This is a genomic window from Streptomyces atratus (assembly GCF_040655115.1).
GTDB lineage: Bacteria > Actinomycetota > Actinomycetes > Streptomycetales > Streptomycetaceae > Streptomyces > Streptomyces atratus_D.
Genome location: NZ_JBFAJH010000030.1, coordinates 49,633 through 72,000, shown reverse-complemented (window position 1 = coordinate 72,000; position 22,368 = coordinate 49,633). Strand labels below are relative to the sequence as shown.

General features: G+C 70.7%; 21 protein-coding genes and 4 pseudogenes. 13 read left to right on the top strand and 12 right to left on the bottom strand.

The annotated features are described in order from the left end of the window. Positions 1-15 precede the first annotated feature (15 nt). The 6 genes and pseudogenes from AB0I23_RS26900 to paaE all read left to right on the top strand — a co-directional run. A pseudogene (locus tag AB0I23_RS26900) lies at positions 16-186 on the top strand (enoyl-CoA hydratase-related protein); the annotation flags it as partial. A gap of 404 nt (positions 187-590) precedes the next feature. Then, positions 591-1,577, top strand: coding sequence for a 1,2-phenylacetyl-CoA epoxidase subunit PaaA (gene paaA / locus AB0I23_RS26895; protein ID WP_359113019.1), 987 nt, complete (start codon positions 591-593; stop codon positions 1,575-1,577). Then, a complete protein-coding gene (paaB, locus tag AB0I23_RS26890) occupies positions 1,574-1,867 on the top strand; it encodes a 1,2-phenylacetyl-CoA epoxidase subunit PaaB (protein ID WP_359113017.1) in 294 nt (97 codons plus the stop codon). The genes paaA and paaB overlap by 4 nt, the downstream gene beginning before the upstream one ends. Before the next feature lie 9 nt (positions 1,868-1,876). Continuing rightward, positions 1,877-2,707 carry a 1,2-phenylacetyl-CoA epoxidase subunit PaaC gene (gene paaC / locus AB0I23_RS26885; protein WP_359113015.1) on the top strand — a complete coding sequence of 277 codons (831 nt, stop codon included), beginning with the start codon at positions 1,877-1,879 and terminating at the stop codon, positions 2,705-2,707. Then, positions 2,701-3,207: a 1,2-phenylacetyl-CoA epoxidase subunit PaaD gene (gene paaD, locus AB0I23_RS26880; protein WP_359113013.1), complete on the top strand. Its 507-nt coding sequence runs from the start codon at positions 2,701-2,703 to the stop codon at positions 3,205-3,207. Before paaC ends, paaD begins: the two co-directional genes overlap by 7 nt. Further along, positions 3,207-4,322, top strand: coding sequence for a 1,2-phenylacetyl-CoA epoxidase subunit PaaE (gene paaE, locus AB0I23_RS26875; protein ID WP_359113011.1), 1,116 nt, complete (start codon positions 3,207-3,209; stop codon positions 4,320-4,322). The genes paaD and paaE overlap by 1 nt, the downstream gene beginning before the upstream one ends. A 19-nt stretch (positions 4,323-4,341) precedes the next feature. Here paaE and AB0I23_RS26870 read toward each other — a convergent pair whose 3' ends face one another. The 4 genes and pseudogenes from AB0I23_RS26870 to AB0I23_RS26855 all read right to left on the bottom strand — a co-directional run. Then, positions 4,342-5,583, bottom strand: a complete 1,242-nt coding sequence (locus AB0I23_RS26870; RefSeq protein ID WP_359113010.1) for an SWIM zinc finger family protein — start codon at positions 5,581-5,583, stop codon at positions 4,342-4,344. Further along, positions 5,580-8,453 (bottom strand): DEAD/DEAH box helicase, encoded by a 2,874-nt coding sequence (locus AB0I23_RS26865; RefSeq protein WP_359113008.1) that lies wholly within the window; start codon positions 8,451-8,453, stop codon positions 5,580-5,582. The genes AB0I23_RS26870 and AB0I23_RS26865 overlap by 4 nt, the downstream gene beginning before the upstream one ends. Positions 8,454-8,524: 71 nt before the next feature. Continuing rightward, the gene (locus AB0I23_RS26860; protein ID WP_359113006.1) at positions 8,525-10,768 is read right to left on the bottom strand and encodes a plasmid pRiA4b ORF-3 family protein; all 2,244 of its coding nucleotides are present in this window, start codon (positions 10,766-10,768) and stop codon (positions 8,525-8,527) included. 235 nt (positions 10,769-11,003) lie between these two features. Further along, positions 11,004-11,270, bottom strand: a pseudogene (locus AB0I23_RS26855) (hypothetical protein); the annotation flags it as partial. Positions 11,271-11,947: 677 nt separating this feature from the next. Here AB0I23_RS26855 and AB0I23_RS26850 point away from each other — a divergent pair. Together AB0I23_RS26850 and AB0I23_RS26845 are read left to right on the top strand one after the other, a co-directional pair. Further along, a complete protein-coding gene (locus AB0I23_RS26850) occupies positions 11,948-12,121 on the top strand; it encodes a hypothetical protein (protein WP_359113005.1) in 174 nt (57 codons plus the stop codon). A gap of 335 nt (positions 12,122-12,456) precedes the next feature. Then, positions 12,457-13,301 (top strand): annotated as a pseudogene (locus AB0I23_RS26845) (ARMT1-like domain-containing protein); the annotation flags it as partial. 7 nt (positions 13,302-13,308) lie between these two features. Here AB0I23_RS26845 and AB0I23_RS26840 read toward each other — a convergent pair. From AB0I23_RS26840 to AB0I23_RS26810, 7 genes are all read right to left on the bottom strand, one after another. Then, positions 13,309-13,713, bottom strand: coding sequence for a (R)-mandelonitrile lyase (locus AB0I23_RS26840; protein ID WP_359113003.1), 405 nt, complete (start codon positions 13,711-13,713; stop codon positions 13,309-13,311). Between the two features lie 55 nt (positions 13,714-13,768). Further along, entirely contained in the window at positions 13,769-14,089 is a 321-nt protein-coding gene (locus tag AB0I23_RS26835) for a carboxymuconolactone decarboxylase family protein (protein ID WP_359113002.1), read from the bottom strand. 60 nt (positions 14,090-14,149) lie between these two features. Continuing rightward, positions 14,150-14,917, bottom strand: coding sequence for a glucose 1-dehydrogenase (locus tag AB0I23_RS26830; RefSeq protein ID WP_359113000.1), 768 nt, complete (start codon positions 14,915-14,917; stop codon positions 14,150-14,152). Beyond that, entirely contained in the window at positions 14,914-15,246 is a 333-nt protein-coding gene (locus tag AB0I23_RS26825; protein WP_359112998.1) for a cyclophilin-like fold protein, read from the bottom strand. The genes AB0I23_RS26830 and AB0I23_RS26825 overlap by 4 nt, the downstream gene beginning before the upstream one ends. 29 nt (positions 15,247-15,275) lie before the next feature. Then, a complete protein-coding gene (locus AB0I23_RS26820) occupies positions 15,276-15,434 on the bottom strand; it encodes a hypothetical protein (RefSeq protein WP_359112997.1) in 159 nt (52 codons plus the stop codon). Positions 15,435-15,474: 40 nt separating this feature from the next. Next, on the bottom strand, positions 15,475-16,140 hold the full coding sequence (locus AB0I23_RS26815) for an SDR family NAD(P)-dependent oxidoreductase (protein ID WP_359112995.1): 666 nt from the start codon (positions 16,138-16,140) through the stop codon (positions 15,475-15,477). A gap of 61 nt (positions 16,141-16,201) precedes the next feature. After that, complete coding sequence (locus AB0I23_RS26810; protein WP_359112993.1) at positions 16,202-17,218, bottom strand: zinc-dependent alcohol dehydrogenase family protein; 1,017 nt, start codon at positions 17,216-17,218, stop codon at positions 16,202-16,204. A 249-nt stretch (positions 17,219-17,467) separates the two neighbouring features. Here AB0I23_RS26810 and AB0I23_RS26805 point away from each other — a divergent pair, with 249 nt between their 5' ends. The 3 genes and pseudogenes from AB0I23_RS26805 to AB0I23_RS26795 all read left to right on the top strand — a co-directional run bounded on the left by AB0I23_RS26805 (position 17,468) and on the right by AB0I23_RS26795 (position 20,225). Next, positions 17,468-18,391 (top strand): helix-turn-helix transcriptional regulator, encoded by a 924-nt coding sequence (locus AB0I23_RS26805; RefSeq protein WP_359112991.1) that lies wholly within the window; start codon positions 17,468-17,470, stop codon positions 18,389-18,391. Between the two features lie 114 nt (positions 18,392-18,505). Continuing rightward, positions 18,506-18,886 carry an MFS transporter gene (locus AB0I23_RS26800; protein WP_359112989.1) on the top strand — a complete coding sequence of 127 codons (381 nt, stop codon included), beginning with the start codon at positions 18,506-18,508 and terminating at the stop codon, positions 18,884-18,886. Positions 18,887-18,943: 57 nt separating this feature from the next. Beyond that, positions 18,944-20,225 (top strand): annotated as a pseudogene (locus AB0I23_RS26795) (RNA-guided endonuclease InsQ/TnpB family protein). Positions 20,226-20,259: 34 nt separating this feature from the next. Here AB0I23_RS26795 and AB0I23_RS26790 read toward each other — a convergent pair. After that, the gene (locus tag AB0I23_RS26790) at positions 20,260-20,733 is read right to left on the bottom strand and encodes a carboxymuconolactone decarboxylase family protein (protein ID WP_359112988.1); all 474 of its coding nucleotides are present in this window, start codon (positions 20,731-20,733) and stop codon (positions 20,260-20,262) included. 127 nt (positions 20,734-20,860) lie between these two features. On the opposite strand from AB0I23_RS26790, the gene AB0I23_RS26785 reads away from it, so the two are divergent. Further along, positions 20,861-21,847 carry a pirin family protein gene (locus tag AB0I23_RS26785; RefSeq protein WP_436847003.1) on the top strand — a complete coding sequence of 329 codons (987 nt, stop codon included), beginning with the start codon at positions 20,861-20,863 and terminating at the stop codon, positions 21,845-21,847. Positions 21,848-21,868: 21 nt separating this feature from the next. Continuing rightward, entirely contained in the window at positions 21,869-22,207 is a 339-nt protein-coding gene (locus tag AB0I23_RS26780; protein ID WP_359112986.1) for a GNAT family N-acetyltransferase, read from the top strand. Positions 22,208-22,368: the final 161 nt, after the last annotated feature.

The window sequence follows — 22,368 nt, the reverse complement described above, 5'->3', positions numbered from 1 at the left end:
CGTCGCCGTCATCGAATAGCGTCGGCCGTCGAGGGCGCCTGCGTCGGCGCCGGTCTCGGCCTCGAGCTCCGGGCCGACCTCCGGGTGGCCCGGAGCGCCCGATTCTCCACCGCGTTCACCGGGACCGGCCTGGCCGCCGACAGCGGGCTGAGCGGCGCGCCGGCGCAGACGGTCGGACCGTCGCGGGCAGCCGCCCTGATGCTGCTCGGTGACCGCTGCGACGCCGAGGCGGCCGAGCGGTGGGGTCCCGCATGGTGCCGGACGGCACCGCGACCGAGCAGGGCTTCGGTGTGGCCCGGCGCGTGGCCACCGGCCCCAGCGCCGCGTATGCCTAGGTGTATTGCCCTGTGAGGTCAAGGCGCTGCTCCGGGCTGCGGTGGGCGGCGACCTGCCCGCTCTGCTGGAGGCGGAGGCCATGGTGCGGGGGCGGCTCGGGTGAACGGAGGTCCACCGTGCCGCCGTCTGCGCCTTCCTCCACGGCCGGCCACCCTCCTTCACCGGGAACCGACCGCACTCCGGCACTTGCCAGAACCCTGGAACCTCGTCATATCATCTACCGAACGAACGGTCGGTAGGGATTGGTGGTACGGATGACTGCACAGCAGGCCGGCTCGTCGGCCGCACTTGACGCTCCACCCGCGCTGCAGGAGCACTTCGAGTCGACGATCGCGCGGGACCAGCGGATCGAGCCGCGTGACTGGATGCCCGACGGCTACCGGAAGACGCTGATCCGGCAGGTGGCGCAGCACGCGCACTCAGAAATCATCGGCATGCAGCCGGAGGGTGAGTGGATCACGCGTGCGCCGTCACTGCGCCGCAAGGCGATCCTGTTCGCCAAGGTGCAGGACGAGGCCGGGCACGGCCTGTATCTGTACTCGGCGGCCGAGACGCTCGGCGCCGACCGCGCGGACCTGACCGAGCGACTGCTCGAAGGGCGCCAGAAGTACTCGTCGATCTTCAACTACCCGACGCTGAGCTTTGCCGACGTCGGGGTGATCGGCTGGTTCGTGGACGGCGCGGCGATCTGCAACCAGGTGCCGCTGTGCCGTTCTTCGTACGGGCCGTACGCGCGGGCGATGGTGCGGATCTGCAAGGAGGAGTCGTTCCACCAGCGGCAGGGCTACGAGCTGTTGCTGACGATGATGCGCGGCACCGAAGCCCAGCGGGAGATGGTGCAGGACGCGGTGAACCGCTGGTGGTGGCCGTCGTTGATGATGTTCGGCCCGCCCGACGACGACTCGCCGAACTCCGCGCAGTCGATGGCCTGGAAGATCAAGCGGCACAGCAACGACCAGCTGCGCCAGCGGTTCGTCGACATGACCGTCCCGCAGGCCGAGAAGCTCGGCGTGAATCTGCCCGACCCGCAGCTGCGCTGGAACGAGGAGCGTGGCCGGCACGACTTCGGCACCCCGGACTGGGACGAGTTGAAGCGCGTCATCACGGGCGACGGACCGTGCAACACCCAGCGGATGGAGCGGCGCCGGACCGCTCACGAAGAAGGCGCCTGGGTGCGCGAAGCAGCGACCGCACACGCGGCCAAGCAGGCAGCGAGCGCGAAGAGGGGAGCGGCGGCATGACCTCCGACAAGCAGGGTTGGCCTTTGTACGAAGTGTTCGTGCGCGGCAAGCGCGGACTCAATCATGTCCATGTCGGCTCGCTGCACGCTGCCGACGACGCGATGGCGCTCACGCACGCGCGCGACCTGTACACCCGCCGCAACGAGGGCGTCAGCATCTGGGCGGTGCGCAGCGAGCACATTGCGGCCTCCACGCGCGACGAGAAGGATCCGTTCTTCGCGCCCAGCGCCGACAAGGTCTATCGGCACCCGACCTTCTACGACATCCCCGACGACGTCCCCCACATCTAGGAGCAGGGCATGAGTGACGACCACGTCTACATGACGCTCGCCGAGGGACACGAGGACGACGCTCGGTGGGCCTACGGCACCGGTTTCGAGGATCCGCTGCACGGCGTGAGCTCCGCTGTGCCGGACGGGGTCGACCGGGCCGGACTGGCCGAGCTGTGCTTGGCGTTGGCCGACGACGCCCTGGTCAGTGCCCAGCGCCTGGCCGAGTGGACCACCCGCGCACCCGAGCTGGAGGAGGAGGTGGCGCTGGCCAACATCGGGCTCGACCTGCTCGGCCAGGTCCGCCTCCTCTACGCCCGCTGCGGTCAGGTCGACGGCACGGAACGCGGCGAGGACGCCTACGCCTATTTCCGTGACGCGGACGACTTCCGCAACGTGCGCCTGGCAGAACTGCCCAACGGCGACTTCGCGTTCAGCATCGCACGGCTGCTGGTGTTCGCCAGCTGGCGCCTGGCCCACTTCGAGCGGCTCACCGCCTCCGCCGACCCGGTACTCGCCGCCGTCGCGGCCAAGGGCGTGAAAGAACTGACCTATCACCGGCAGTACGCGGCGGAGTGGGTCGTCCGGCTCGGTGACGGCACCGCGGAGTCCCATCGCAGGATGCGCGCCGGCCTCGACGACGTGGCCGCTCACCTGGGGGAGTTGTTCGAGGTCCACGACGCGCGGACCGAGGTCCTCGCCGTGCTGCGTCAGGTCACGGAAGCGGCAGGGCTGCCCCTGCCGGACGTACCGCCGCTGACGGCCGGCTCCGGCCGCGAAGGAGCCCACACCGAACACCTTGCCCCGCTGCTGACCGAGCTGCAGAGCGTGGCCCGCGCCCACCCGGAGGCGACATGGTGACCGTGCTCACGGACGCCCGGCGCATCGCCGAACAGGTGCCCGACCCCGAACTGCCCATGCTCACCCTCGCCGACCTCGGAGTGTTGCGGGACGTGACGGTGGCCGCCGACGGCACGGTCGTCGCCGTACTCACGCCGACCTATTCCGGCTGCCCGGCCATGTCCGAGATGCGGGCCGGCGTGGCGGCGCGGCTGAAGGACGCAGGCTATGAGCGTGTGGAGGTCCGCACGGTCCTCGCCCCCCCGTGGACCACCGACTGGATCACCCCGGAGGGGCGCCGCAAGCTCGCCGAACACGGCATCGCACCCCCCGGACCCGCACCACGCCCGTCGCCGGGTCCCGTGCCGCTGAGCCTGTCCACCACTCGCAGAGCCGTGCCCTGCCCTCGCTGCGGTGCCACCGACACGGAGGAGACCTCCCGCTTCGGCGCCACCTCCTGCAAGGCGCTGTGGCGCTGCCGGGCCTGTCGGGAACCGTTCGAGTACGTCAAGGAGATCTGATGGAGGACCTGTTGGCTCCCGATGCCGCCGCCCTCTCGCCGGTGCGGCGGGCGCGCCGCCGCCCCGCCTTCCACGCCTTGAAAGTGGCGGCAGTGCAACGGCTGTGCGACGACGCTGTCGCGGTGAGCTTCGACATCCCCGGTGAGCTGGCCGAGGAGTTCGCCTTCGCACCCGGCCAGTCGCTCACGCTGCGGCGCGAAGTCGACGGGCGGGACGAGCGGCGCTCCTACTCGATCTGCTCCCCGGTGGGTGCCCGGCCCCGCATCGGGGTGCGGGCGGTGCCCGGTGGACTGTTCTCGTCCTGGTTGGTGAACGAGGTGAGGCAGGGCGACACCATCGAGGTGATGGCCCCGACCGGCGCTTTCACCCCTGATCTGTCCACGCCCGGACACCACGTGCTCATCGCGGCCGGCTCGGGCATCACACCGATGCTCTCCATCGCCGAGTCCGTCCTTGCCGCGGACGACCGGTCCCGCGTCACCCTCTTCTACGGCAACCGGCGCACCGACTCGGTGATGTTCGCCGACGAACTGGCCGACCTGAAGGATCTCTACCCTGCCCGGTTCCAGCTCGCGCACGTACTGTCCCGCGAACCGCGCGAGGCCGAACTGCTGACCGGCCGTCTCGACGCCGACCGGCTGGCCGCGCTCATCGACGGCCTGGTCGACGTTCCCGAAGCCGACCACTGGTGGCTGTGCGGCCCCCACGGCATGGTCCTGGACGCCCAGAAGGTGCTTGCCGAGCTGGGAGCGCCCAGTGACCGGGTCCACCAGGAACTCTTCTTCGCAGGCGAGGGGCCCGCCGCCGTACGCCACGAGGATCCCCGGGCCGACGGACCGGTCAGCCAGGTCACCGTCGTCCTGGACGGCCGCTCCACCACCTCCGCGCTCTCCCGCGAGGCCACCCTTCTCGACTCAGCCTCCCGCGTACGCCCCGACCTGCCATTCGCCTGCAAGGGCGGCGTCTGCGGCACCTGCCGCGCTCGGGTCACCGAGGGCGAGTCGGACATGCGGCGCAACTACGCGCTGGAACCTGCCGAGGTCGACGCCGGGTATGTGCTGACCTGCCAGACCTTCCCTGTCTCCGACAGCCTGACCGTCGATTTCGACAGCTGATGAGCAGATGCCGTACGTGTCACCTCTCGGTCTGCTGCCAGACGGAGGTGAGCGCCGTGACGGGGTCGGGGTCGGCAGGTGCCGCCGGCCACCATTCGCCGTCGTCTTGGGTGTAGGGGTACCAGCGGGTGTCGGGGCCCAGGCGCAGCTGGATGCCGTGGTCGGGGAGGGTGAGGCGGTTGCGCCAGGCCCTGAGGGCGACCGGGGCGGTGGTCATTTCGGTGAGGGCCTCGGTCAGGGCGGTGCGGGCGGTTGTCATCGCCGTCGGGTCGGGGGCGTGGGGGTGTTCGGCGACGGTGATGCCGGTGGGGCCGTCGTGGCGCCAGGCGCGGGTGAGGCGGGCGAACGCGTTCGGTTTGGCACCGGTGTTCTGGATGAGGTGGTGGAACCACTGGGGTCCGGGGTTGCTCGCGGCGATGCGTACCGCGTCCTGGTGCTGGGTCAGGTGCAGGTTCGTGGTGTCGCCTGTGAGCAGCCGTGCGGCGCGTGTGGCGGTGTCCGCCATGAGGCGTTCGAGGTCCGCGGTGGACAGACCGGTGCCGGGGGGTGGGGCGGCGGGCAGTGCGGCGGTGTGGGGGGCCGGTTCGGGGAGTTCGGGGAGGGGTGGAGTGTGTTCGGCCCGGGCGGTCCAGGCTGCGTATGCGCCGGCGGCCGGGAGGCCGGCTGGGGCCGATGGTGTGGAGGTCGCCTGGGAGGCCGTACGGCGGGCGCGCAGTTGGCCGAGGACCTCCTCCCGTCCGCGGCCGCGCAGGGCGAACACCACGAAGGGGTCGGCGTCGATGGTGGCGGCGATGGCGTAGCAGAGCGCGGCGGCGTGTTTGCAGGGGTAGCCCCAGTCGGGGCAGGAGCATTCGGGGTCGAGTTCGGTGGGCTGCGGGAGCAGGGGGACGCCGGCGTGGCGGGCGTCGTCGACGAGTTCGGCGGGCATCTCGCCGTCGAGGAGGGCGGCGAGATGCCCGGCCCGGGCCGCGACGGTGTCGAGGAGGGTGTCCCACTGGGCGTCGGTGAGGACGGGCAGGTGGACGGCGGAGCGGTAGGGGCGGGGCCTGCTGCCCTGGACGGCGGCTTTGACCTGGCCGGGGGCGATGGTGACGGGGCCGACCATGCCCTGGCGTGCGTAGGTGCGTCCGCGGGACAGGCGCGCCGAGTCCAGGGTGGAGTCCTCCAGGGCCGTGACCCATGCCTGGCCCCACCAGGTCGCGGCGAAGGCACGCCTGCCGCGGGTGGGCGCGCGCCGCGGGCCGGGGACGGAGGGGCTCATGACTGCCTCCCCAGGGCGACGAGTTCGGCGAGATCGGAGTCGGACAGTTCGGTCAGAGCGGCCTCACCCGAGCCGACCACGGCGTCGGCGAGCGCACGCTTGGATTCGAGCAGCTTCGCCACCTTGTCCTCCACGGTTCCCTCGGCGAGGAGTTTGTGGACCTGGACGGGCTTGTCCTGGCCGATGCGGTAGGCGCGGTCGGTGGCCTGGTCCTCGACGGCCGGGTTCCACCAGCGGTCGTAGTGCACGACATGGGTGGCGCGGGTGAGGTTGAGGCCGGTGCCCGCGGCTTTCAGGGAGAGCAGGAACACCGGCACCTCGCCGCGCTGGAAGCGGTCCACCATCTCCTCGCGCGCGGTGACGGGGGTGCCGCCGTGCAGGAAGAGGGTGGGGACGCCTCGTTCCGCGAGGTGTCTCTCCAGCAGGGTCGCCATCTGCTTGTACTGGGTGAAGACCAGCGCCGACTCGCCTTCGGCGGTGATGGTGTCGACCAGTTCGTCGAGGAGGTCGAGTTTGCCGGAGCGGCCGTGCAGCGGTGTGGACTGGCGCAGGTACTGGGCGGGGTGGTTGCAGATCTGCTTCAGCGCGGTGAGGAGCTTCAGGATCAGGCCGCGGCGGGCGATGCCCTCGGATTCGGCGATCTTCGCCATGGTTTCGCGGACCACCGCCTCGTACAGGCTTGCCTGCTCGGCAGTCAGCGGGACGACGCGGTCGGTCTCGGTCTTGGCGGGCAGTTCGGGCGCGATGCCCGGATCGGACTTCCTGCGGCGCAGCAGGAACGGGCGGACGAGACGGGACAGCCGTTCTGCGGCCTGCGGGTCCTCGCCCGACTCGATCGCACGGGCGTGGCGCTCGCGGAAGGCGTTGAGTGGGCCGAGGAGTCCGGGGGTGGTCCAGTCGAGGAGCGCCCAGAGTTCGGAGAGGTTGTTCTCCACGGGGGTGCCGGTGAGTGCGACGCGGGCGCGGGCGGGCAGGGCACGCAGCTCGCGGGCGGTGACGGCGTAGGGGTTCTTGACGTGCTGGGCCTCGTCCGCGGCGATCAGCGACCAGGAGTTCTCGGCGAGGGCCTCCCGGTCGCGGCGCAGGACGCCATAGGTGACCAGGACGATCTCGTCGTCGGCGAGGTCCGCGAGGTGGCGGTCGCCCCCGTGGTACCGGCGCACCGGCGTGGCCGGCGCGAACCGGGCCGCCTCGCGCTGCCAGTTGCCCAGCAGCGAGGCGGGGCAGACGACGAGCGTGGGCCCCGCGGTCGCGGGGTCGGTCTGGCGGTGCAGGTGCAGAGCGAGCAGGGTGACGGTCTTGCCCAGGCCCATGTCGTCGGCGAGACAGCCGCCGAGACCGAGCTCGCACATTTCGGCCAGCCAGGCCAGGCCCCGCTTCTGGTAGTCGCGCAGCGTGGCCTTCAGAGCGGCGGGCTGGGCGGCGGGGGTGCGGGATTCGGGGTCGCGGATGCGGGCGACGAGGTCGCCGAGCGCCCCGACCGCCGCACAGCGAAAAGTTTCCCCGTCCCGTTCCACCTCGCCGGTCAGCGCGGCGTCCAGCGCCTCCATGGGGGTGAGCGGTTCCATCCGGCGGCGCCTCGCGCGGGCCACCAGCTTCGGGTCCGCGACCACCCACTGGTCGCGCAGCCGGACGAGGGGGCGGCGTGCCTCGGCGAGGGCGTCCATCTCGGCCTCGGTGAGCGGTTCCCCGCCGAGCGAGAGCTGCCAGCGGAAGTCGAGGAGGGCGTCGGCGTCGAGCATGCCGCCCGCGCTGGAGCCGGGCGCGGTGCGCTGCCCGATCTCCGCGGTCGCGGTGAGTGCCTTGACCAGCTCGCGCGGCCAGTGCACGTCGATACCGGCGGCGCGCAACGTGTCGGTGGCGTCGCCCAGCAGGTCGAAGGCTTCGTCGTCGGTCAGCCGCAGCTGGTCCGGAGCGGCGTCTTTCAGCAGCCGGTCGAGCGGTGGCCAGACGCGGGCGCCACGGCGCAGTGCGAGCAGCGTCTCGGTCTCGGCGCGCGGGCCGAGCAGGCGCTCGGTCTCGGCCGGCTCGCTCCACAGCCGTGCGGCCTCCACGACGAGCGCCGGATCCGCCGCGGTGTGCAACTGCAGGACGGCCCGGAACTGCCGACGCCGCCCCTCGGGTACGTCCACCCGCAACGAGACCCTGACGTCGGCGGTGAACGCGGCGGCCGTCTCCTCGGCCCATTCGCGCAGCGCGGGCACCGCACGCGTCTCTCGCCAGGCGTACGGCAGGGCTCCCATGGCGAGCGGAACAGCGGGAGTACGGACCAGTTCGTCGGCGACCGCGTCGCAGAACTGGCGTACCAGCGCGGCCGGTTCGGCGATCCGCAGCGGCGCGGGCCCGGGCTCGGGTAGGCAGTGGGCGTGTGGCGGGAACGCGGCGGCGAGGGCGTCCAGTGTCTGCCGCTGGGCGGCGGTGAAGGGGCCCGCCTTCCAGGTGTCGTAGCCGGCGTCGGTGAGGGCCGGGTGGAGACGGCCGTCGGCGAGCAGTCGCAGCGCCAAGCGGGCGGCGGACTGCCAGGCGGCGGCGGACGGGTGCGGCGGCTGTGCCCCGGACAGCGCGGCGACAGCGAGGGCGACGGGTAGTGCGTAGCCCTCCACCTTGCGCCGTCTGACCGAGCGGCCGTGCGGCAGCACCAGCTCCGCCGCCTCGGTCTCGACGACCGCGGGTGCCATGCCCTCGGCAGTGGCTGCCCCTGCGGGCTGCCAGAGCAGCAACCGGCCGAGGCGGGCGGGCTCGCCGGGCAGGAACACCGCCGCCCAGCCGTCGTTGAGCCGGCTTCGCGCCCAGGCAGCCGACTCCGGTGCGGCCCATCGCGGCACGCTCCTCGTGCCTGTGCCCTGCTCCCGTACGAGGACTCGTGCCACTCTCTTCGCCTCACCGTCGTCCAGGCGGTCTTCACCGCGCCTTCGGCCACCAGCAGGTTCCGCCCCTGTTGTCACCGGCGGGATTGGGCCTTGTTCGCCGCGGTACGCATGCGTTTGGCCAGCCGCTTGTCGACGCCGCGCAGGCCCTCACCCAGTTCGGCGAGCACCAGGGCGGTGGCTGGGTGCTCCACTCGCCACAGCTCGTCCACCCGCTGTTCGAGCGCCTCCGGCGCCGAGTTCCAGTTCTCCAGGAAGCCCTGGGTCAGCTCCTCGCTCTCCTGAGCACCGGCGAGGATCGACAGTCCGTCGACGAGCAGCCACGATCCGGCCTCCTCCGCCCGCGCCGGGTCCATGTGTGCTTCTGCCCCAAGGCGTGCGCCCAGGGTCGCGGTGGCCACCTGGCGGCACCCCTCGACGTCGGAGTCCGCCGCCTTGCGCAGCACGCGCCGTGCCCGGGGGTCGTCGAGCTCGGCCAGCACCAGTTGGGCCACGGCACGCTTCGCCGCTGCCTCGGAGCCGTCTCCCGCGCATGCGTCGAGCAGCCCTACCGCGGCATCCGCCGCCGTACGGTGCGCCAGCCACCCTTCGACCTCCCGGCGCATCTCCTCGGGGGAGTAGCCCAGGAGCCCCTGGAGCAGAGCGCCGGCGTCGGCTTCGGCGTACTCACCGAGCAGGGGCGCGGGCACACCGCACTCCATCAGATAGGCGCGGAGCCCGTAGCGGCCGAGCGGGGTGAGCCGCATGCGGTGCCCGCACTTGTCGTCCCACGACCGGTCCGACGCCGCCGTCGAAGTTCCTGAACCGCCGCCCAGTTCCTGTCCGGCCATGGAGTTCAGGAGTGTGCGCAGAGTCTCCTCGGCCGAATCGCCGCCGTCACCGGGCTCGTACTCCACCGCACCCAGCAGGGCGAGCCCTTCCCCGAGCCCGCGGAAGGACGCCGCGAACAGCGCCTGGAAGAGATCGAACTCCGGCCCGTGCTCGCCCACCTCGCGGGCCTTCGCACGCAGGTCGTCGACATCCACCCAGGCGTCGTCCGCGGCGTCGTACAGCAGGCCGACCAGTGAGTCGGCGATCTCGGCCGTCAGCTCGCCCAGCTCACCGTGCCACCCGTCCAGCACCCCCGTCTCACCGATCTCCTCCAGCAGATCGCCGATAGTGGCGGCCCAGAACTCCGGAAGGTCCTCACCGGTGAAGTCGGTTGCCGCGCCACCCCACGCGCGGCCCCCGCTGATCGTGATCAACCCGCCATCCACGGCGAGCCACCACGGATCATCGAGAACGGAAACGTCCTTGGCGCTGCGCAGCGATTTCAACGCACGAGCCCGCGCGACGGCATCGGCATACGGCGAGTCGTCGCCGGCCAGCTTCCACAGCTGGAGCTCCTCGACGGCCTCACGGGCGAGCGCGGGCCGCAGCACCCGGCCTGCGGTGACCTGCCGTCCCTCGCGGCACCAGGCGGCGAGCCGCAGCGCCGAGTCGAAGAGCGGAACACCCCGCACGGCAGCGACAAGGTCCTCCTGCGGCGCCAGGGTCACCGGGCGCAGCACAGGCACATCCTCCGCCGGTCCGTCGGCTCCGGCACCGACCGGATCGCCCACCCAGCACTGCCCGCAGGTACACAACGCCACGTCCTCGGCGGTCAGCCGACGGACACCGCCGCGCCCGGCCCGATCACCGGCCGACGGCTTCGCTCCGCCGGACACCGCGTCCGGCGTCAACCGGGCCAGCCGCGCGGTGATCCCGTCCCGGTCGAAGGCCGACGGATCGTAACCGGCCGCCCGCAGTTCGGCGACGAGCTCACCGTACGGCCCATTCCCGGCCCCGTCCGGGGTGTCGAGGAACTCCAGCACCTCGGCCAGCCCCCACACGCCGCCTATGTCCTCGGCCGGTACATCGGCACGACGCCCGCCGACGCAGCGCACCGTCCGCTCCGCGCCGTCCGGGCGGGGCAGTGCCTTCTCCAGCGTGATCCCGTGCTCCCAGTCGTCGCCGAAGTCGTAGACGTAGCGCAGCCGTGCTCCCTCCTCGGCCAGCACGTCGCCGAGTGCGGTGGCGTCCTCGTCGCCGACCCCGCGGCCGAAGCCGAGATCGATGTCGGTGAGTCGGGCCGTGTCGCCGTACCCCCGGCCGAACTCGTCGGTGAAGAGGTGCAGATGGCCACCGTGCCATCCGAAGGCGACCTGGATGGCGTCGTGCAGCGTCCCGAGTGACGTGTCGGACGGCAGCACAAGGCGCCGCCACAGGGGCGGTCTCGTACCGTGCAGCACGATCTTCAACTGGAGATCGGACGGGGCTGTCTTCCCATCTCGCCACATCTGCTGCTCCCACCGCTCCGGGGCCACTCGAACGGCCCCATCATGGCGCTGTCCGTGTGCCCAGCTCAAACCCGGTTGTGGCGGCTACCGTCCTTTTGGGCACACACGGTCCCGACGTCGCCCGCAGGGGATATCCTGTGCCCTCGCGACCATTCGCGGGCAGCACAGGCGCTCGGGAGCACATGGCCCTACCGGCCACGGTTGTCGCAGCCCTCGACGTGTACAGACGCAGCGCGATGTCGACTTCGCACTCCTGCCCGGTGGACGGGTCGGACACGGTGAAGCGGGCGGACAGCGGGGCGGTCTCCAGTGCCCGCACTTGCCGGCCCCGGGCTTCGAGACCGCCACGGAGCGCCGCCGCGATGTCGGCCATGGGCGCCGGGTTCTCGGTGGCGACATCGAGGTCCCGGCTGGGGCGGTTCACGAGGCGGTGCGCCCGCACGGCGTATCCACCGGTGGGTGCGGCAGGAGCCCATCGCGCCCATGTGGGCGAGGGGGCCAAGCCCCCTGCGCAGCAGGGGGAGGCCGAACGTGGCGTCGTGGGTGAGGACACGAAGACGGGGTGGGCGTCGCAGACCGTGACGCAGTAGCTGAGGATGGCCCCGGCCTGGCTGAGAGCGGCGGCGAAGCCGACCGCGTCGAATATCAGCATGCGGGGCGGGGCGCGTCGACGTGGACGGACAGGTGCTCAGTGCAGGTGTCGGCGTGGCGCCGACGTCGACGAGGCCGGTGCGGCCGGCTCGGAGGTGCGCGCGGGCATGTGCCGCGACGGTCTGGTCCTCGCACCCGCGGAGGAGGGCCGTGTCCGCCCTGCCGAGGTCGGCCACCCGACCAGCGGCGCCGCCTCTGCCTACCCACGACCGAGGAACCGGAGCACCCGACCTGAGCGCCGGGCCGCAGCCATTCGCACCCGCCGACAGCCACGAACCTCCACAGTCAACCCAGCTCAGCCGACCCGCCCGAAACGGGGAGGTCAAGGCACCTGCGCCCCAGAAACCGCACATCGAACGCCACCAAACACTTCTGCCGGGAACACAATGAAGTGTGTGGGCATCGCTGCGGCGGAGCTGCTGGAGAGCACGGCCGTCGGAGGAGGCGCGGCGCTGCGATGCGATGCCCATTGTTTCCGCTCCTGGGCCAGGGGCAGGCGGATGAGTGAGTGCCTACGAAAGGACCGACATGAGTGCCGGAGAGAAGGCCAAGGCCAAGACCGAGCAGGTTGTCGGGAAGGCCGTCAGGAAGGTGGCCCACGCGGTGGGTAACGAGACCACCGCAGCCAAGGGAGCCGCACTGGAGGCCCGGGGCAAGGCCCGGGGCATCAAGGAGAGGTCGAAGGACAGCTTCAGGCGCTGACCACGCCACGTCGTGGGCGGAGCCGGTGCGAGGCGCGAGCAGGTTCGTGCGTCCGGCGGTGCGAAGCTGTGCCTGGCGCTGCAGGGGCTTGCCCAAGGCGCACATCGCGTCGCACCGGCCCACTCCGGCGCGCACGCGTGCGGCGTGCCGGGGCGCCTCAACGACATGCTGATCACCGGATCAGCAGCACCCGCGTGTCAGGGGACGACGGGCTCATCTGCCTTGAGGGCGCCGAGGAACCCGTCTCGCTAGACGACTGCCCCGCGCAGGCGCCCGGCGGTGAAGGGGACGGAGCCGACTCCGGTCCGGCCGTTGCGGGAAACCCGGCGGTCATCATGAGCAACAAGCCCGGCTCGTTCGCCTGGGGTGTCCTTGCCAACCGCCACCCTGCCCTCATTCAGCAGGTACGAGCCGCTTTCCCGTACGGCCGTCGGCAGCACGAGGCCCTCGATGACCTGCTGGACGAGATCACCAACGGCGCCGTCGAACCGCTCGACTCCGAGGACCACGATCACGAGCACTGGGCGGACTCGGGGCGGGGGCACTTTGGGCGATCCTGGTACGACGCGCCCTTCCTGTGGGCGGAGAGCTACTTCTGCCGCAGGCTCCTCGGCACGGTCGGGTACTTCGGTAACGGGCCATGGCAGGGAGTCGACCCCTTCGCGCCGTTCAAGCAGGCCGAACTGCGCGGCGAGGCGGTGGAGGAGGAGCTGCGGGCCCTGGACGCTCGCAGACGCGCCGGCCGATGAGCGGGCTACAGCCCTGCTCCATGCCCTCGCTCCGGGGCAACCGCGCGGATCTCGGCCTCCGCGTCTCGTCGGGGGAGGCGGCGGCCGGTAAGGCCGCCGCCTCTGCGCTGGTCGCCGACGACAGTGCCTTGCTGTGGCAGCTCCTGCCTGCCGGACGCTCCTCGACTGTCGCCGTGGTGGCCGACAACGCGGGACGCGAGCTGATCCCGGACCTGATCCTCATCGACCACCTCCTCGAACACCGGTATGCCGAGCGGGTCGTGCTCCACGTCAAGCCCTACCCGTACTACGTCTCCGACGCGATGACGGCGGACGTGGTCGACTGCCTCCGGCGCCTCACCGAGGCGCCCGGCGAAGCGGGGCGGATCGGCGGCCGACTGTGGAAGGCCATGGCGACAGGAAGCCTGGAGGTCCGCACCCACGCGTTCTTCCCTTGAATCAGTTCTTGCTGTTCAGGGCGTTGGCGTATTGCTCGGCGGTGACGGGTTCGAGCCAGGCGGTGCCGTCGCCGTCGCCGACGACCATGGCGATATGGGCCATGAAGGTGGTGTCGGTGGCTCCGTGCCAGTGCTCCTCACCGGCCGGGCACTTGACGATCTGGCCGGCGCAGACGCGCACGACGTGGCCGTCGCGGGTGCCGACCAGGCCGGTGCCGTCGGTGATGTAGAGGGTCTGGCCGTTGGCGTGGGAGTGCCAGTTGGTGCGAGCCCCGGGGGTGAAGCGGACGAGGGCGGAAGCGAGGCGGGCGGGTTCGGTGGGCGTCTCGATCGGGTTGAGGTAGACGTCGCCGGTGAAGCGTCCGGCCGGGGCCGTGAGAGTGGGGGTCTCGGTGATGTGTTGCATGGCAGTTGTTCCTTGACCGGGTCGGGGTGGGCACTGACGGACGGGTGCGTCGGTATCAGTCATCGCGTTCGTCGGCGATCCTCTTGAGCCGGTTGATGGCGGTCATGGCGTTGGGCCAGCCGGCGTAGAAAGCCAAGTGGGTGATGGCCTCTGACAGTTCGTCGACGCTCAGGCCGTTCTGCAGCGCCACGCCCAGGTGGTAGGGCAGTTGTTCGGTGCGGTAGAGGGCGGCCAGGACGCTGACGGTCACCAGGCTGCGGTCACGCGGTGAGAGGCCGGGGCGCTCCCAGATGTCACTGAAGAGGACATCGTCGGTGACCTCTACGAGCTTGGGAGCGATCGCCTCCAAATCCTTGGGGGCGGACTGCTTGGTCATGGTGTCACTTCCTTCTGTGCAAGGGGTCGTTCCGGCGACTTCCGGTTGCTGGTTGCGTGGTCACCGGGCGACGTAGCCGCCGTCGACGGGGAGAGCGACGCCGACGACGAACCCGGCCCCGGGGCTGCACAGCCACAGGACGGCCTGGGCCATCTCCTCGGCGGTGCCGAGCCGGCCAATGGGCTGGTTGGCCTCGGCCTCGGCGCGATCCAGTTCTCCTTTGGCGGTCATGGCGCTGACCATGGGGGTGTCGATGGTGCCGGGGCAGACGGCGTTGATGCGGATGCCGCGCGGCGCGTACTCGAGGGCCGCGCTGGTCGTCAGGCCGATCACGCCGTGCTTGGAGGAGTGGTAGGAGGCGCGGCCGGGGATGCCGACCAGGCCACCGAGGGACGAGCAGTTCACGATCGCGCCGCTGCCCTGGGTCCGCATGTGGCGCAGTTCGTGCTTCATGCACGCCCAGATGCCGCGCAGGTTGATGGCGTGGACCCGGTCGAACTGATCCGCGCCTTCTTCGGCGGCGTCGGCGGGCGGGATCTGGATGCCCGCGTTGTTGTAGGCCATGTCGAGGCGGCCGAAGGCGTCGACGGTGCGGTCGACCGCGGCGGCCACCTGCTCCTCGTCGGTGACGTCGCAGGGAAGGGCGAGGACCTGGCACCCTTCGTCGGTCAGCTGCTCGGCAGCCGTGTTCAGGGCGGTTTCGTCGATGTCGGCGAGAGCGACGGCGGCCCCGGCCCCGGCGAAGGCACGGGCGGCGGCCAGGCCCATGCCGGACCCGGCGCCGGTGACGAAGGCGACCTGCCCGGTGAAGTCGTACGTGGGGTTCATGTGGGTCTCTCCCAACAGGGGCTGTGCGATGCGGACTTGGGGAGGGCGGGTTCAGTGCGCGGACGCCGGCGGTCGGGGTCGGCGTCGATGTGGCCGAGGATCAGGAGGTTCGCGTCGGCGGCGGGGCCGTCGCGGTGGAAGAGGGCGAGGTTGCCCCAGGGCGCGTAGCAGGCGAGGTCGCCGGCCTTGGCCGCGGTCGGCTCGGGGGCACCGGCGGTGTTCAGCTTGCGCGGCGGGCAGCCGATCCGCTCGGTCCCGTGGAAGTCCTTCAGGTCCACAGTGAGCGGGAGCAGGTCGGCGAGGTCGCGGGCGGCGGGGTTGTCGTTCAAGGTGGCGTCGACGGGGCGGCCGTCGAGCGTTACCCGGATGTGCAGGGCGGGTTCCTCTCGCGCCGCCCGGCGGCCGCTGCGGGGGAGGATGCGGTGGGCGACGTGGCTTGTGGGGAGTGGTCGGTGCAGGCCGTCACGGCCAGCAGCAGCGCGGCGGCGGGTACGGCGCGGAGGGCGGTCGGGTTCATGGCTGTCGTCACCTGCTCACCCGGTCGCTCGGCGGCCCGGTCATTCCGGCATCGGTTCGGCGTAGTGCCGGAACCCGGCGCGTTCGATGTGCAGGGCGTACAGGCGCTCGGCCAGGACGGCGGGACTGGAGTGATCCGCGTCGGGGCGGATCGCGCCGGGGACGATCAGCTGCGCGGCATGGATGTTCTCCGGGGCGAGCGCGTCGTGCAGCATCGCCGCGTACGCGCTCTCGCCGGCGAACGCGATGGAGGTGCCGGCCCGTTCGGGGTGCGGGCGCACGGCGCTGCCCCCGTTGACGAACAGCAGCGTGCCGCGCCCCAGGGCCCGCATGCCGGGCAGGACCGCGTTCACGGAGGTGACCGCCCCCTTGACCGAGAAGGCCAAGGGGGCGTCCAGGTCGGTGGCGGTGGTGTTCAGGACCGGCTTCATGAAGTCGGTCCGCGGCACCGGGCTGTATTGGAGGATCTCGACGGGCCCCAGATCATCGGCCGCCGTCTTGAGGGCCATGATGAGAGAGACGGGGTCGAGGACGTCGGCGGTGTAGCCGCGCGCCCGGATCCCGTCGGTGTCCAGCGCGGCGGCGAGGCTGTCGAGGCGGTCGGCGTTGCGAGCGAGGAGCGCCACGCTGTGGCCGGCCTTTCCGAAGCGGCGGGCGGTGGCCAGGCCCAGGCCGGAGCCGGCACCGACAAGAGCGAACGTGGTCATGGTGAATCCTTGGCAATGGGCACAGGGGCCGGGCAGTACACGCCCGGCCCCAGGCTGTCGGTCAGGGGGTGAGGAGTGCCTTGATGGCGCGGCGCTCGTCCATCGCCCGGTAGCCCTCGGCGACCTGCTCCAGCGGGAGGGTGAGGTCGAAGACCTTGCCCGGATCGATCCGGCCGGTCAGGACGCGGTCGATGAGGTCGGGCAGGTAGCGGCGCACGGGGGCGGGACCGCCCCGCAGGCCGACGTGGGAGAAGAACAGCTCCTGCCCGTCCACGGCGACCTCGTGGGGGACGCCGACGAAGCCCACGTTGCCGCCCGGGCGTGCCGAGCGCAGGGCCTGCTGCATGGACTGGGCGGTGCCGACGCACTCCAGCACGCTGGCGGCGCCGATCCCGCCGGTGAGGTCCTTGACCCGGGCGACGCCCTCCTCGCCGCGCTCGGTGACGATGTCGGTGGCGCCGAACTCCAGGGCGAGCTTCTGCCGGGACTCGTGGCGGCTCATCGCGATGATCCGCTCCGCGCCCATCTCCTTGGCCGCGATCACGGCGCAGAGGCCGACGGCGCCGTCCCCGACCACCACGGCGGTGGAGCCCGGCTTGACCTCGGCGGCTTCGGCGGCCCACCAGCCGGTGCCCATGACGTCGGAGACGGCCAGCAGGCCGGGCCAGAACTCCTCGGCCGGGACGTCGTCGGTGGCGACCAGGGTGCCCTGGGCGTTGGGGATGCGCACGTAGTCGGCCTGGCAGGTGCTCATGAACTCGCGGTGCAGGCAGTTGGACTGGAAACCGTTGCGGCAGTTCGCGCAGGTGTTGTCCGAGGTGGCGAACGAGCCGACGACGAACTGGCCCGGCTTGACCGAGGTGACCTCGCTGCCGACTTCCTCCACGAAGCCGATGTACTCGTGCCCCATCGGATGCGGGTCGCCGGTGGGCTCGACGCCGCGGTAGGGCCACAGGTCGGAGCCGCACACGCAGGTGACGGCCGTGCGGATGATCGCGTCGGTCGGGTGGAGGATCTTCGGGTCGTCCAGGGTCCGGAAGCGGATATCGCCGGGGGCGTGGATCACTGCTCCGCGCATGAAGGGCTCCTTACGTGCTGAGGCGTGCTTCGGCCGGGTGAGCCGGCCGCGCCGGGTACAGGTCGCGGACCGGGCACAGGCGGCGGGCCGCCCGAGCCGGATGCGGGCTCGTCACCGGCCGCACTCACGGCTGGAGGACGAGCGCCACGTCTTCCAGGTAACCGGCTCTTCGCGCGCGCAGCGAGTCACTGTCAAGGGGTGTACTGGCAGTGCATCCCTTTGGCCGCGTGCGGGACGTACGGTCGAGGGGTGGACAACCGTGAAGAGGTCCGCGAGTTCCTCACCTCGCGGCGCGCAAAGATCACCCCGGAGCGGGCAGGGCTGCCGTCCGGCAGCCGGCGACGTGTGCCCGGCCTGCGCAGGAGTGAGGTCGCCGCGCTCGCCGACATGAGTGTGGAGTACTACGCCAAGCTCGAGCGCGGCAATCTCGCCGGAGTCTCCCCGGCGGTACTCGAAGCCGTTGCCCGCGCCCTCCAGCTCGACGACGCCGAACGCGCCCACCTGCTGAACCTGGCCCAGGCCGCGGACGGCTCCGACGCCCTCACCCGCCCCCGGCGCCGCACCACCCGGCAGTGGAACCCGCACCGCAGCCTGCAATGGACATTGGACGCCATCACCGCCGGGCCCGCGTTCGTCCGCAACGGCCGCACGGACATCCTCGCCGCGAACCAGCTCGCCCGCGCCTTCTACACCGACGTCTACCTAGCCCCCGGAAACCAGGCGAACCTGGCCCGTTTCAACTTCCTCGACCCGGCCTCGCGTCGCTTCTACCCCGACTGGGACACCTTCGCCGATGTCGCCGTCGCCATCCTGCGTAGCGAAGCCGGCCGTAACCCCCATGACAAGGACCTGCACGACCTGGTCGGCGAACTTTCCACCCGCAGCGACGAGTTCCGCACCCGCTGGGGCGCCCACAACGTCCGCCACCACGGCACCGGAACCAAACGCTTCCACCACCCGGCCGTCGGCGAGCTCACCCTCGCCTTCGAGGGCTTGGAGATGGCCGCCGAACCCGGCCTCACCCTCACCATCTACACCGCCGAACCCGGCTCCCCCTCCGAAGAGGGCCTGCGCCTCCTCGCCTCCTGGGCCGCCACACAGGAAGCCGACACCGCTACGGAACCACCGGAGCCCGACGAGCGGGCGCGGAGCATGCAGTGGCCAGGCGGCTGAGTGTGACCGATCACCATGGTGCGACCGCACTGCGGCTTCCGTAGCAGCTCCCCCAAGAAGAACAGTTCGGGGTGAAAATGCCCTGAATCGGAGTTCTCCGGTGTGGAGGCGCACGTGCTGGGCCTGGAACTCGTCGTCAGTTGGCTGACTGGCCCGGACGCCGTTCAGGTCTCCGCCTGGCCGTCCGGTTCCGCTGCGGGGGCCTCCGGGACGTTGTGGCGAAGCTGGAGGAACGCGGTGGCGTGCGGGCTTGCCCCGTCGCTGCCGGTGCTCATCGCCGCGCGCGTCGTGCAGGGCGTCGGCGCGGCCGTCACCATGCCGACCTCGATGGCGCTGGTGCGCCAGGCGTTCCCCGACCCGGCCCGCCGGACGCGTGCGGTGGGTGTGTGGGCGATGGGTGGCGCCGTGGCTGCCGCCGCGGGCCCGGTGCTCAGCGGTCTGCTGAGCCTGCTTGTTCCGGATGTCTGTTCTCCCGTTCGGAGATGCCCTCCCTGACCTTGGCCAGTGCTCCGCCCCGTGGTGACATAAGCCAACTGTAGTAGAGTTACTACTATGAGTGAACACGGTTTGGAGAAGCGGCAGTTCGGGCATCGTGCCCGACTGGCACTGTCCCCTGCCGGGGTTCGCACGGCGGATGATCAGGCGCACGCGGCCCGCACGGTGTGGAATCTTCTCCACGCGTGGTGGCGGATGATGCCGAAGGAGAAGCGGACTCTCGCGAACGCGGACGCCGCGATCCGACAAGCCCGCGAGGACATCGACTTCCTGGCCGTCCTCCCCGCCCAGGCCGCGCAAGCGGTACTCAAGACGTACTTCCAGGCGTGGAAGAACTGCTGGGAGGGCCGCGCCGACGCCCCGAACTTCAAGGGCCGGTTCCGCACGGTGATGTCCGTGGACATCCCGCAGGGCCGGGACCTGAACATCACCCGCGTGCACCGCCGATGGGGCATGGTCAACATTCCCAAGGTGGGCCGGGTCCGCTTCCGGTGGACCAAAGACCTTCCGGTCGGCAAGCGTGCAGGCGCGGAGAACCGGATCACCGGGGCACGACTGATCAAGGACGCGCTCGGCTGGCACATCGCCTTCCGTGTTTCAGACCTTGGAGGTCAAGCCCGATCCCCACCAGGGGCCGGACGTCGGCATCGACGTGGGCGTCACCGTGCCCCTGGCCCTCTCGGACGGCGAAACGTACGAGCACGGCGAATGGCTGACCGGCAAGGAGAAGGCCAGGCTTCTGCACCTGGAGCGGCGCGCCGCGCAGCGCAAGCGGCACCGCAAGCCCGGCGAGCGCACCAGCCGCCGGCTGCACCGCATCTACGACCAGATCGCAGGACTGCGCGCGAAAGCCAAGCGCCGGGCCTTGGACTGGCAGCACCAGACGACCACCGCCATCGCCAAGCGGTACGGCACCGTCGTGGTCGAAGCACTCACCATCACGAACATGGTCAAGTCGGCCAGGGGAACCATCGAGGAGCCGGGGAAGAACGTTGCCCAGAAGTCTGGGCTGAACCGCTCCATCAGCGGGGAGGCATGGGGCCGGACGGTCACCATGCTGACGTACAAGACCGCCCAGCGAGGCGGCACCCTGCACAAGGTCCCCGCCCCCGGCACCTCCAGGCGCTGCTCGGTGTGCGGATTCACCACGCCCGGCAACCGGGAGAGCCAGGCCGTGTTCGTGTGCAAGAACCCGGACTGCGGCTGGTCGGGCAACGCCGACCACAACGCAGCCCGGAACGTCTTGCACCTGTACCGGATGGGCCTCGCGCTCATCCCGGCTGCCGGGAGGGCAGTCGTCAGGCGCGCGAAGCGCGTCAAGCCCGCTGCCGCAAGGTAGGCAGGAATCTCCTGGCTTCAGACGGGAGAGCACTTCAACGGACTGGATGCTTGCTCATGATGGAGACGCGGTTGAACGCGTTGATGGTGATCGCCACCCAGATCACGGCGGAGATCTGGTCGTCGGTAAGGACCTGACGGGCCGTGTCGTAGGCGGATTCCTGCGCGGTGGCGTCGGACGGCACAGTGGTCGCCTCCGCCAGCGCGAGAGCCGCGCGTTCTTTGGGCGTGAACAGTTCGGTGTCCCGCCAGGCCGCCAGCACACCCAGCCGCTGCGTGGTCTCGCCCGCGCGCAGGGCGGCCTTGGTGTGTACGTTGAGGCAATAGGCGCAGCCGTTGATCTGCGACACGCGAAGGTTGATCAGCTCTACGGCGACACGGTCGAGCTCCGCGTCGGCTGCGGCCGCGCGAACTGCTTCGGATGTCTGGACCAGCGTGTGGTAGGCCTTCGGGCCCTGCTTGTCTATGAAGATCCGCTGGACCGCAGGCCCCGTCGTCTCGCTGCTCAACGTGGGGCTCCTTCGTGGCCGCTTCCGGCTGCCTTGTTGCGTCGTGTACATGGTTCCGCCATTGTCCTATGATCAGGACGAGATTGTTGAACGTAAAACTATCGCATGGAGTGGGAGGCGGTCCAGGGTGAGCAATATCGAAGCAGAGCCTGTCGAATCGCGGCGTGGGGGTCTGGGGGACGGCGGACGGTCGACGCAGGCGCCACGGGTGGACGTGCTCTCCCCGCGTGACGTGCCCCTGGGTGGCCCGCGGGCGATGACCGTACGGCGCACGCTGCCGCAGCGCGCCCGGACCCTGATCGGAGCCTGGTGCTTCGCCGATCACTACGGGCCCGACGACGTCGGCGAGACGGGCGGCATGGACGTCGCCCCGCATCCGCACACCGGTCTGCAGACGGTCAGCTGGCTGTTCAGCGGGGAGATCGAGCACCGCGACAGTCTGGGGAACCACGCCTTCGTACGGCCTGGCGAGCTGAACCTCATGACGGGCGGGTACGGCATCAGCCACTCGGAGGTTTCCACCCCGCGGACCACGCTCCTGCACGGCGTCCAGCTGTGGGTGGCACTGCCCGACGAACACCGGCACGCGGAACGGGACTTCCAGCACTACGTACCCGTGCCCGTACGGATCGACGGGGTCGAGATCAGGGTTTTCCTGGGCTCCCTGGCCGGGGTGGTCTCCCCGGTGCGGACCTTCACGCCTCTGCTCGGCGCCGAGATCATCCTCGAGCCGCGCGCAGCGATCACGCTCACGATGGACTCCGGTTTCGAGCACGGCCTCCTCGTCGACCACGGGGACGTCCGCATCGCCGACACCCTGCTGCGCCCCTCGGAGCTGGGCTATGTCCACACCGGAATCAACACGCTGACGTTGACGAACGAGTCGGAAGGCGAGGCTCGGGCGGTGCTGCTCGGCGGAACACCCTTCGAGGAAGAAATCGTCATGTGGTGGAATTTCATTGGCCGTAGCCATGACGATATTGTCCGGGCTCGGGAAGACTGGCAAAGCTCCTCCGATCGCTTCGGTACGGTCGAGGGGTACGCGGGGGAACGTCTCCCCGCGCCGGCCCTGCCGAACGCCACCATTGCGCCGCGCAGGAATTCACGTCGCTGACCCACAGCTGAGAGGAACCCGATGAGCCAGCCTTCCGCCGCTCCGATCGTCGAGCGGAAAGACACCAGGCACCGCTACGAAATCCTGGTCGACGGCAAGCGCGCCGGCCTGACCGCGTACCGCGACCGCGATGCGCAGCGAGTCTTTTACCACACGGAAGTCGACGACGCCTTCGCCGGACAGGGTCTGGCCTCGCAGCTGGTCAAGGAGGCGCTCACCGACGTGCGCAACTCCGGGAAGCGGATCGTGCCGGTCTGCCCCTACGTGGCCAAGTACCTCAAGAAGCATGACGAGTTCGCCGACATCACCGATCCCGTGACCCCCGACGTCGTGCAGTGGCTGGAGGCGGAACTCGGCTGACAACTCGCATCGACGAAGCGGCCACCGGCCGCGACGGCGTATACGAGTAGCGCACGGACTCTGTCCTCGCAGCGCACAATTCCATCCACAACTCCTCCTCATGTGATTGCTGCGGTTGCTGTCGGGGTGGCTGAATGCAGCGGCGTGCCGTTCTGTGTGAA

Bases quoted from the DNA above. Each gene is read 5' to 3' on its own strand.
- paaB (WP_359113017.1), top strand. From the start codon at position 1,574: ATGACCTCCGACAAGCAGGGTTGGCCTTTGTACGAAGTGTTCGTGCGC.
- paaA (WP_359113019.1), top strand. From the start codon at position 591: ATGACTGCACAGCAGGCCGGCTCGTCGGCCGCACTTGACGCTCCACCC.
- AB0I23_RS26815 (WP_359112995.1), bottom strand. From the start codon at position 16,140: ATGACCACGTTCGCTCTTGTCGGTGCCGGCTCCGGCCTGGGCCTGGCC.
- AB0I23_RS26850 (WP_359113005.1), top strand. From the start codon at position 11,948: ATGAGTGCCGGAGAGAAGGCCAAGGCCAAGACCGAGCAGGTTGTCGGG.
- AB0I23_RS26810 (WP_359112993.1), bottom strand. From the start codon at position 17,218: ATGCGCGGAGCAGTGATCCACGCCCCCGGCGATATCCGCTTCCGGACC.
- AB0I23_RS26870 (WP_359113010.1), bottom strand. From the start codon at position 5,583: ATGAGCCCCTCCGTCCCCGGCCCGCGGCGCGCGCCCACCCGCGGCAGG.
- paaC (WP_359113015.1), top strand. From the start codon at position 1,877: ATGAGTGACGACCACGTCTACATGACGCTCGCCGAGGGACACGAGGAC.
- AB0I23_RS26860 (WP_359113006.1), bottom strand. From the start codon at position 10,768: ATGTGGCGAGATGGGAAGACAGCCCCGTCCGATCTCCAGTTGAAGATC.
- paaE (WP_359113011.1), top strand. From the start codon at position 3,207: ATGGAGGACCTGTTGGCTCCCGATGCCGCCGCCCTCTCGCCGGTGCGG.
- AB0I23_RS26835 (WP_359113002.1), bottom strand. From the start codon at position 14,089: ATGACCAAGCAGTCCGCCCCCAAGGATTTGGAGGCGATCGCTCCCAAG.
- AB0I23_RS26780 (WP_359112986.1), top strand. From the start codon at position 21,869: ATGAGCCAGCCTTCCGCCGCTCCGATCGTCGAGCGGAAAGACACCAGG.
- AB0I23_RS26840 (WP_359113003.1), bottom strand. From the start codon at position 13,713: ATGCAACACATCACCGAGACCCCCACTCTCACGGCCCCGGCCGGACGC.
- paaD (WP_359113013.1), top strand. From the start codon at position 2,701: ATGGTGACCGTGCTCACGGACGCCCGGCGCATCGCCGAACAGGTGCCC.
- AB0I23_RS26820 (WP_359112997.1), bottom strand. From the start codon at position 15,434: ATGAACCCGACCGCCCTCCGCGCCGTACCCGCCGCCGCGCTGCTGCTG.
- AB0I23_RS26830 (WP_359113000.1), bottom strand. From the start codon at position 14,917: ATGAACCCCACGTACGACTTCACCGGGCAGGTCGCCTTCGTCACCGGC.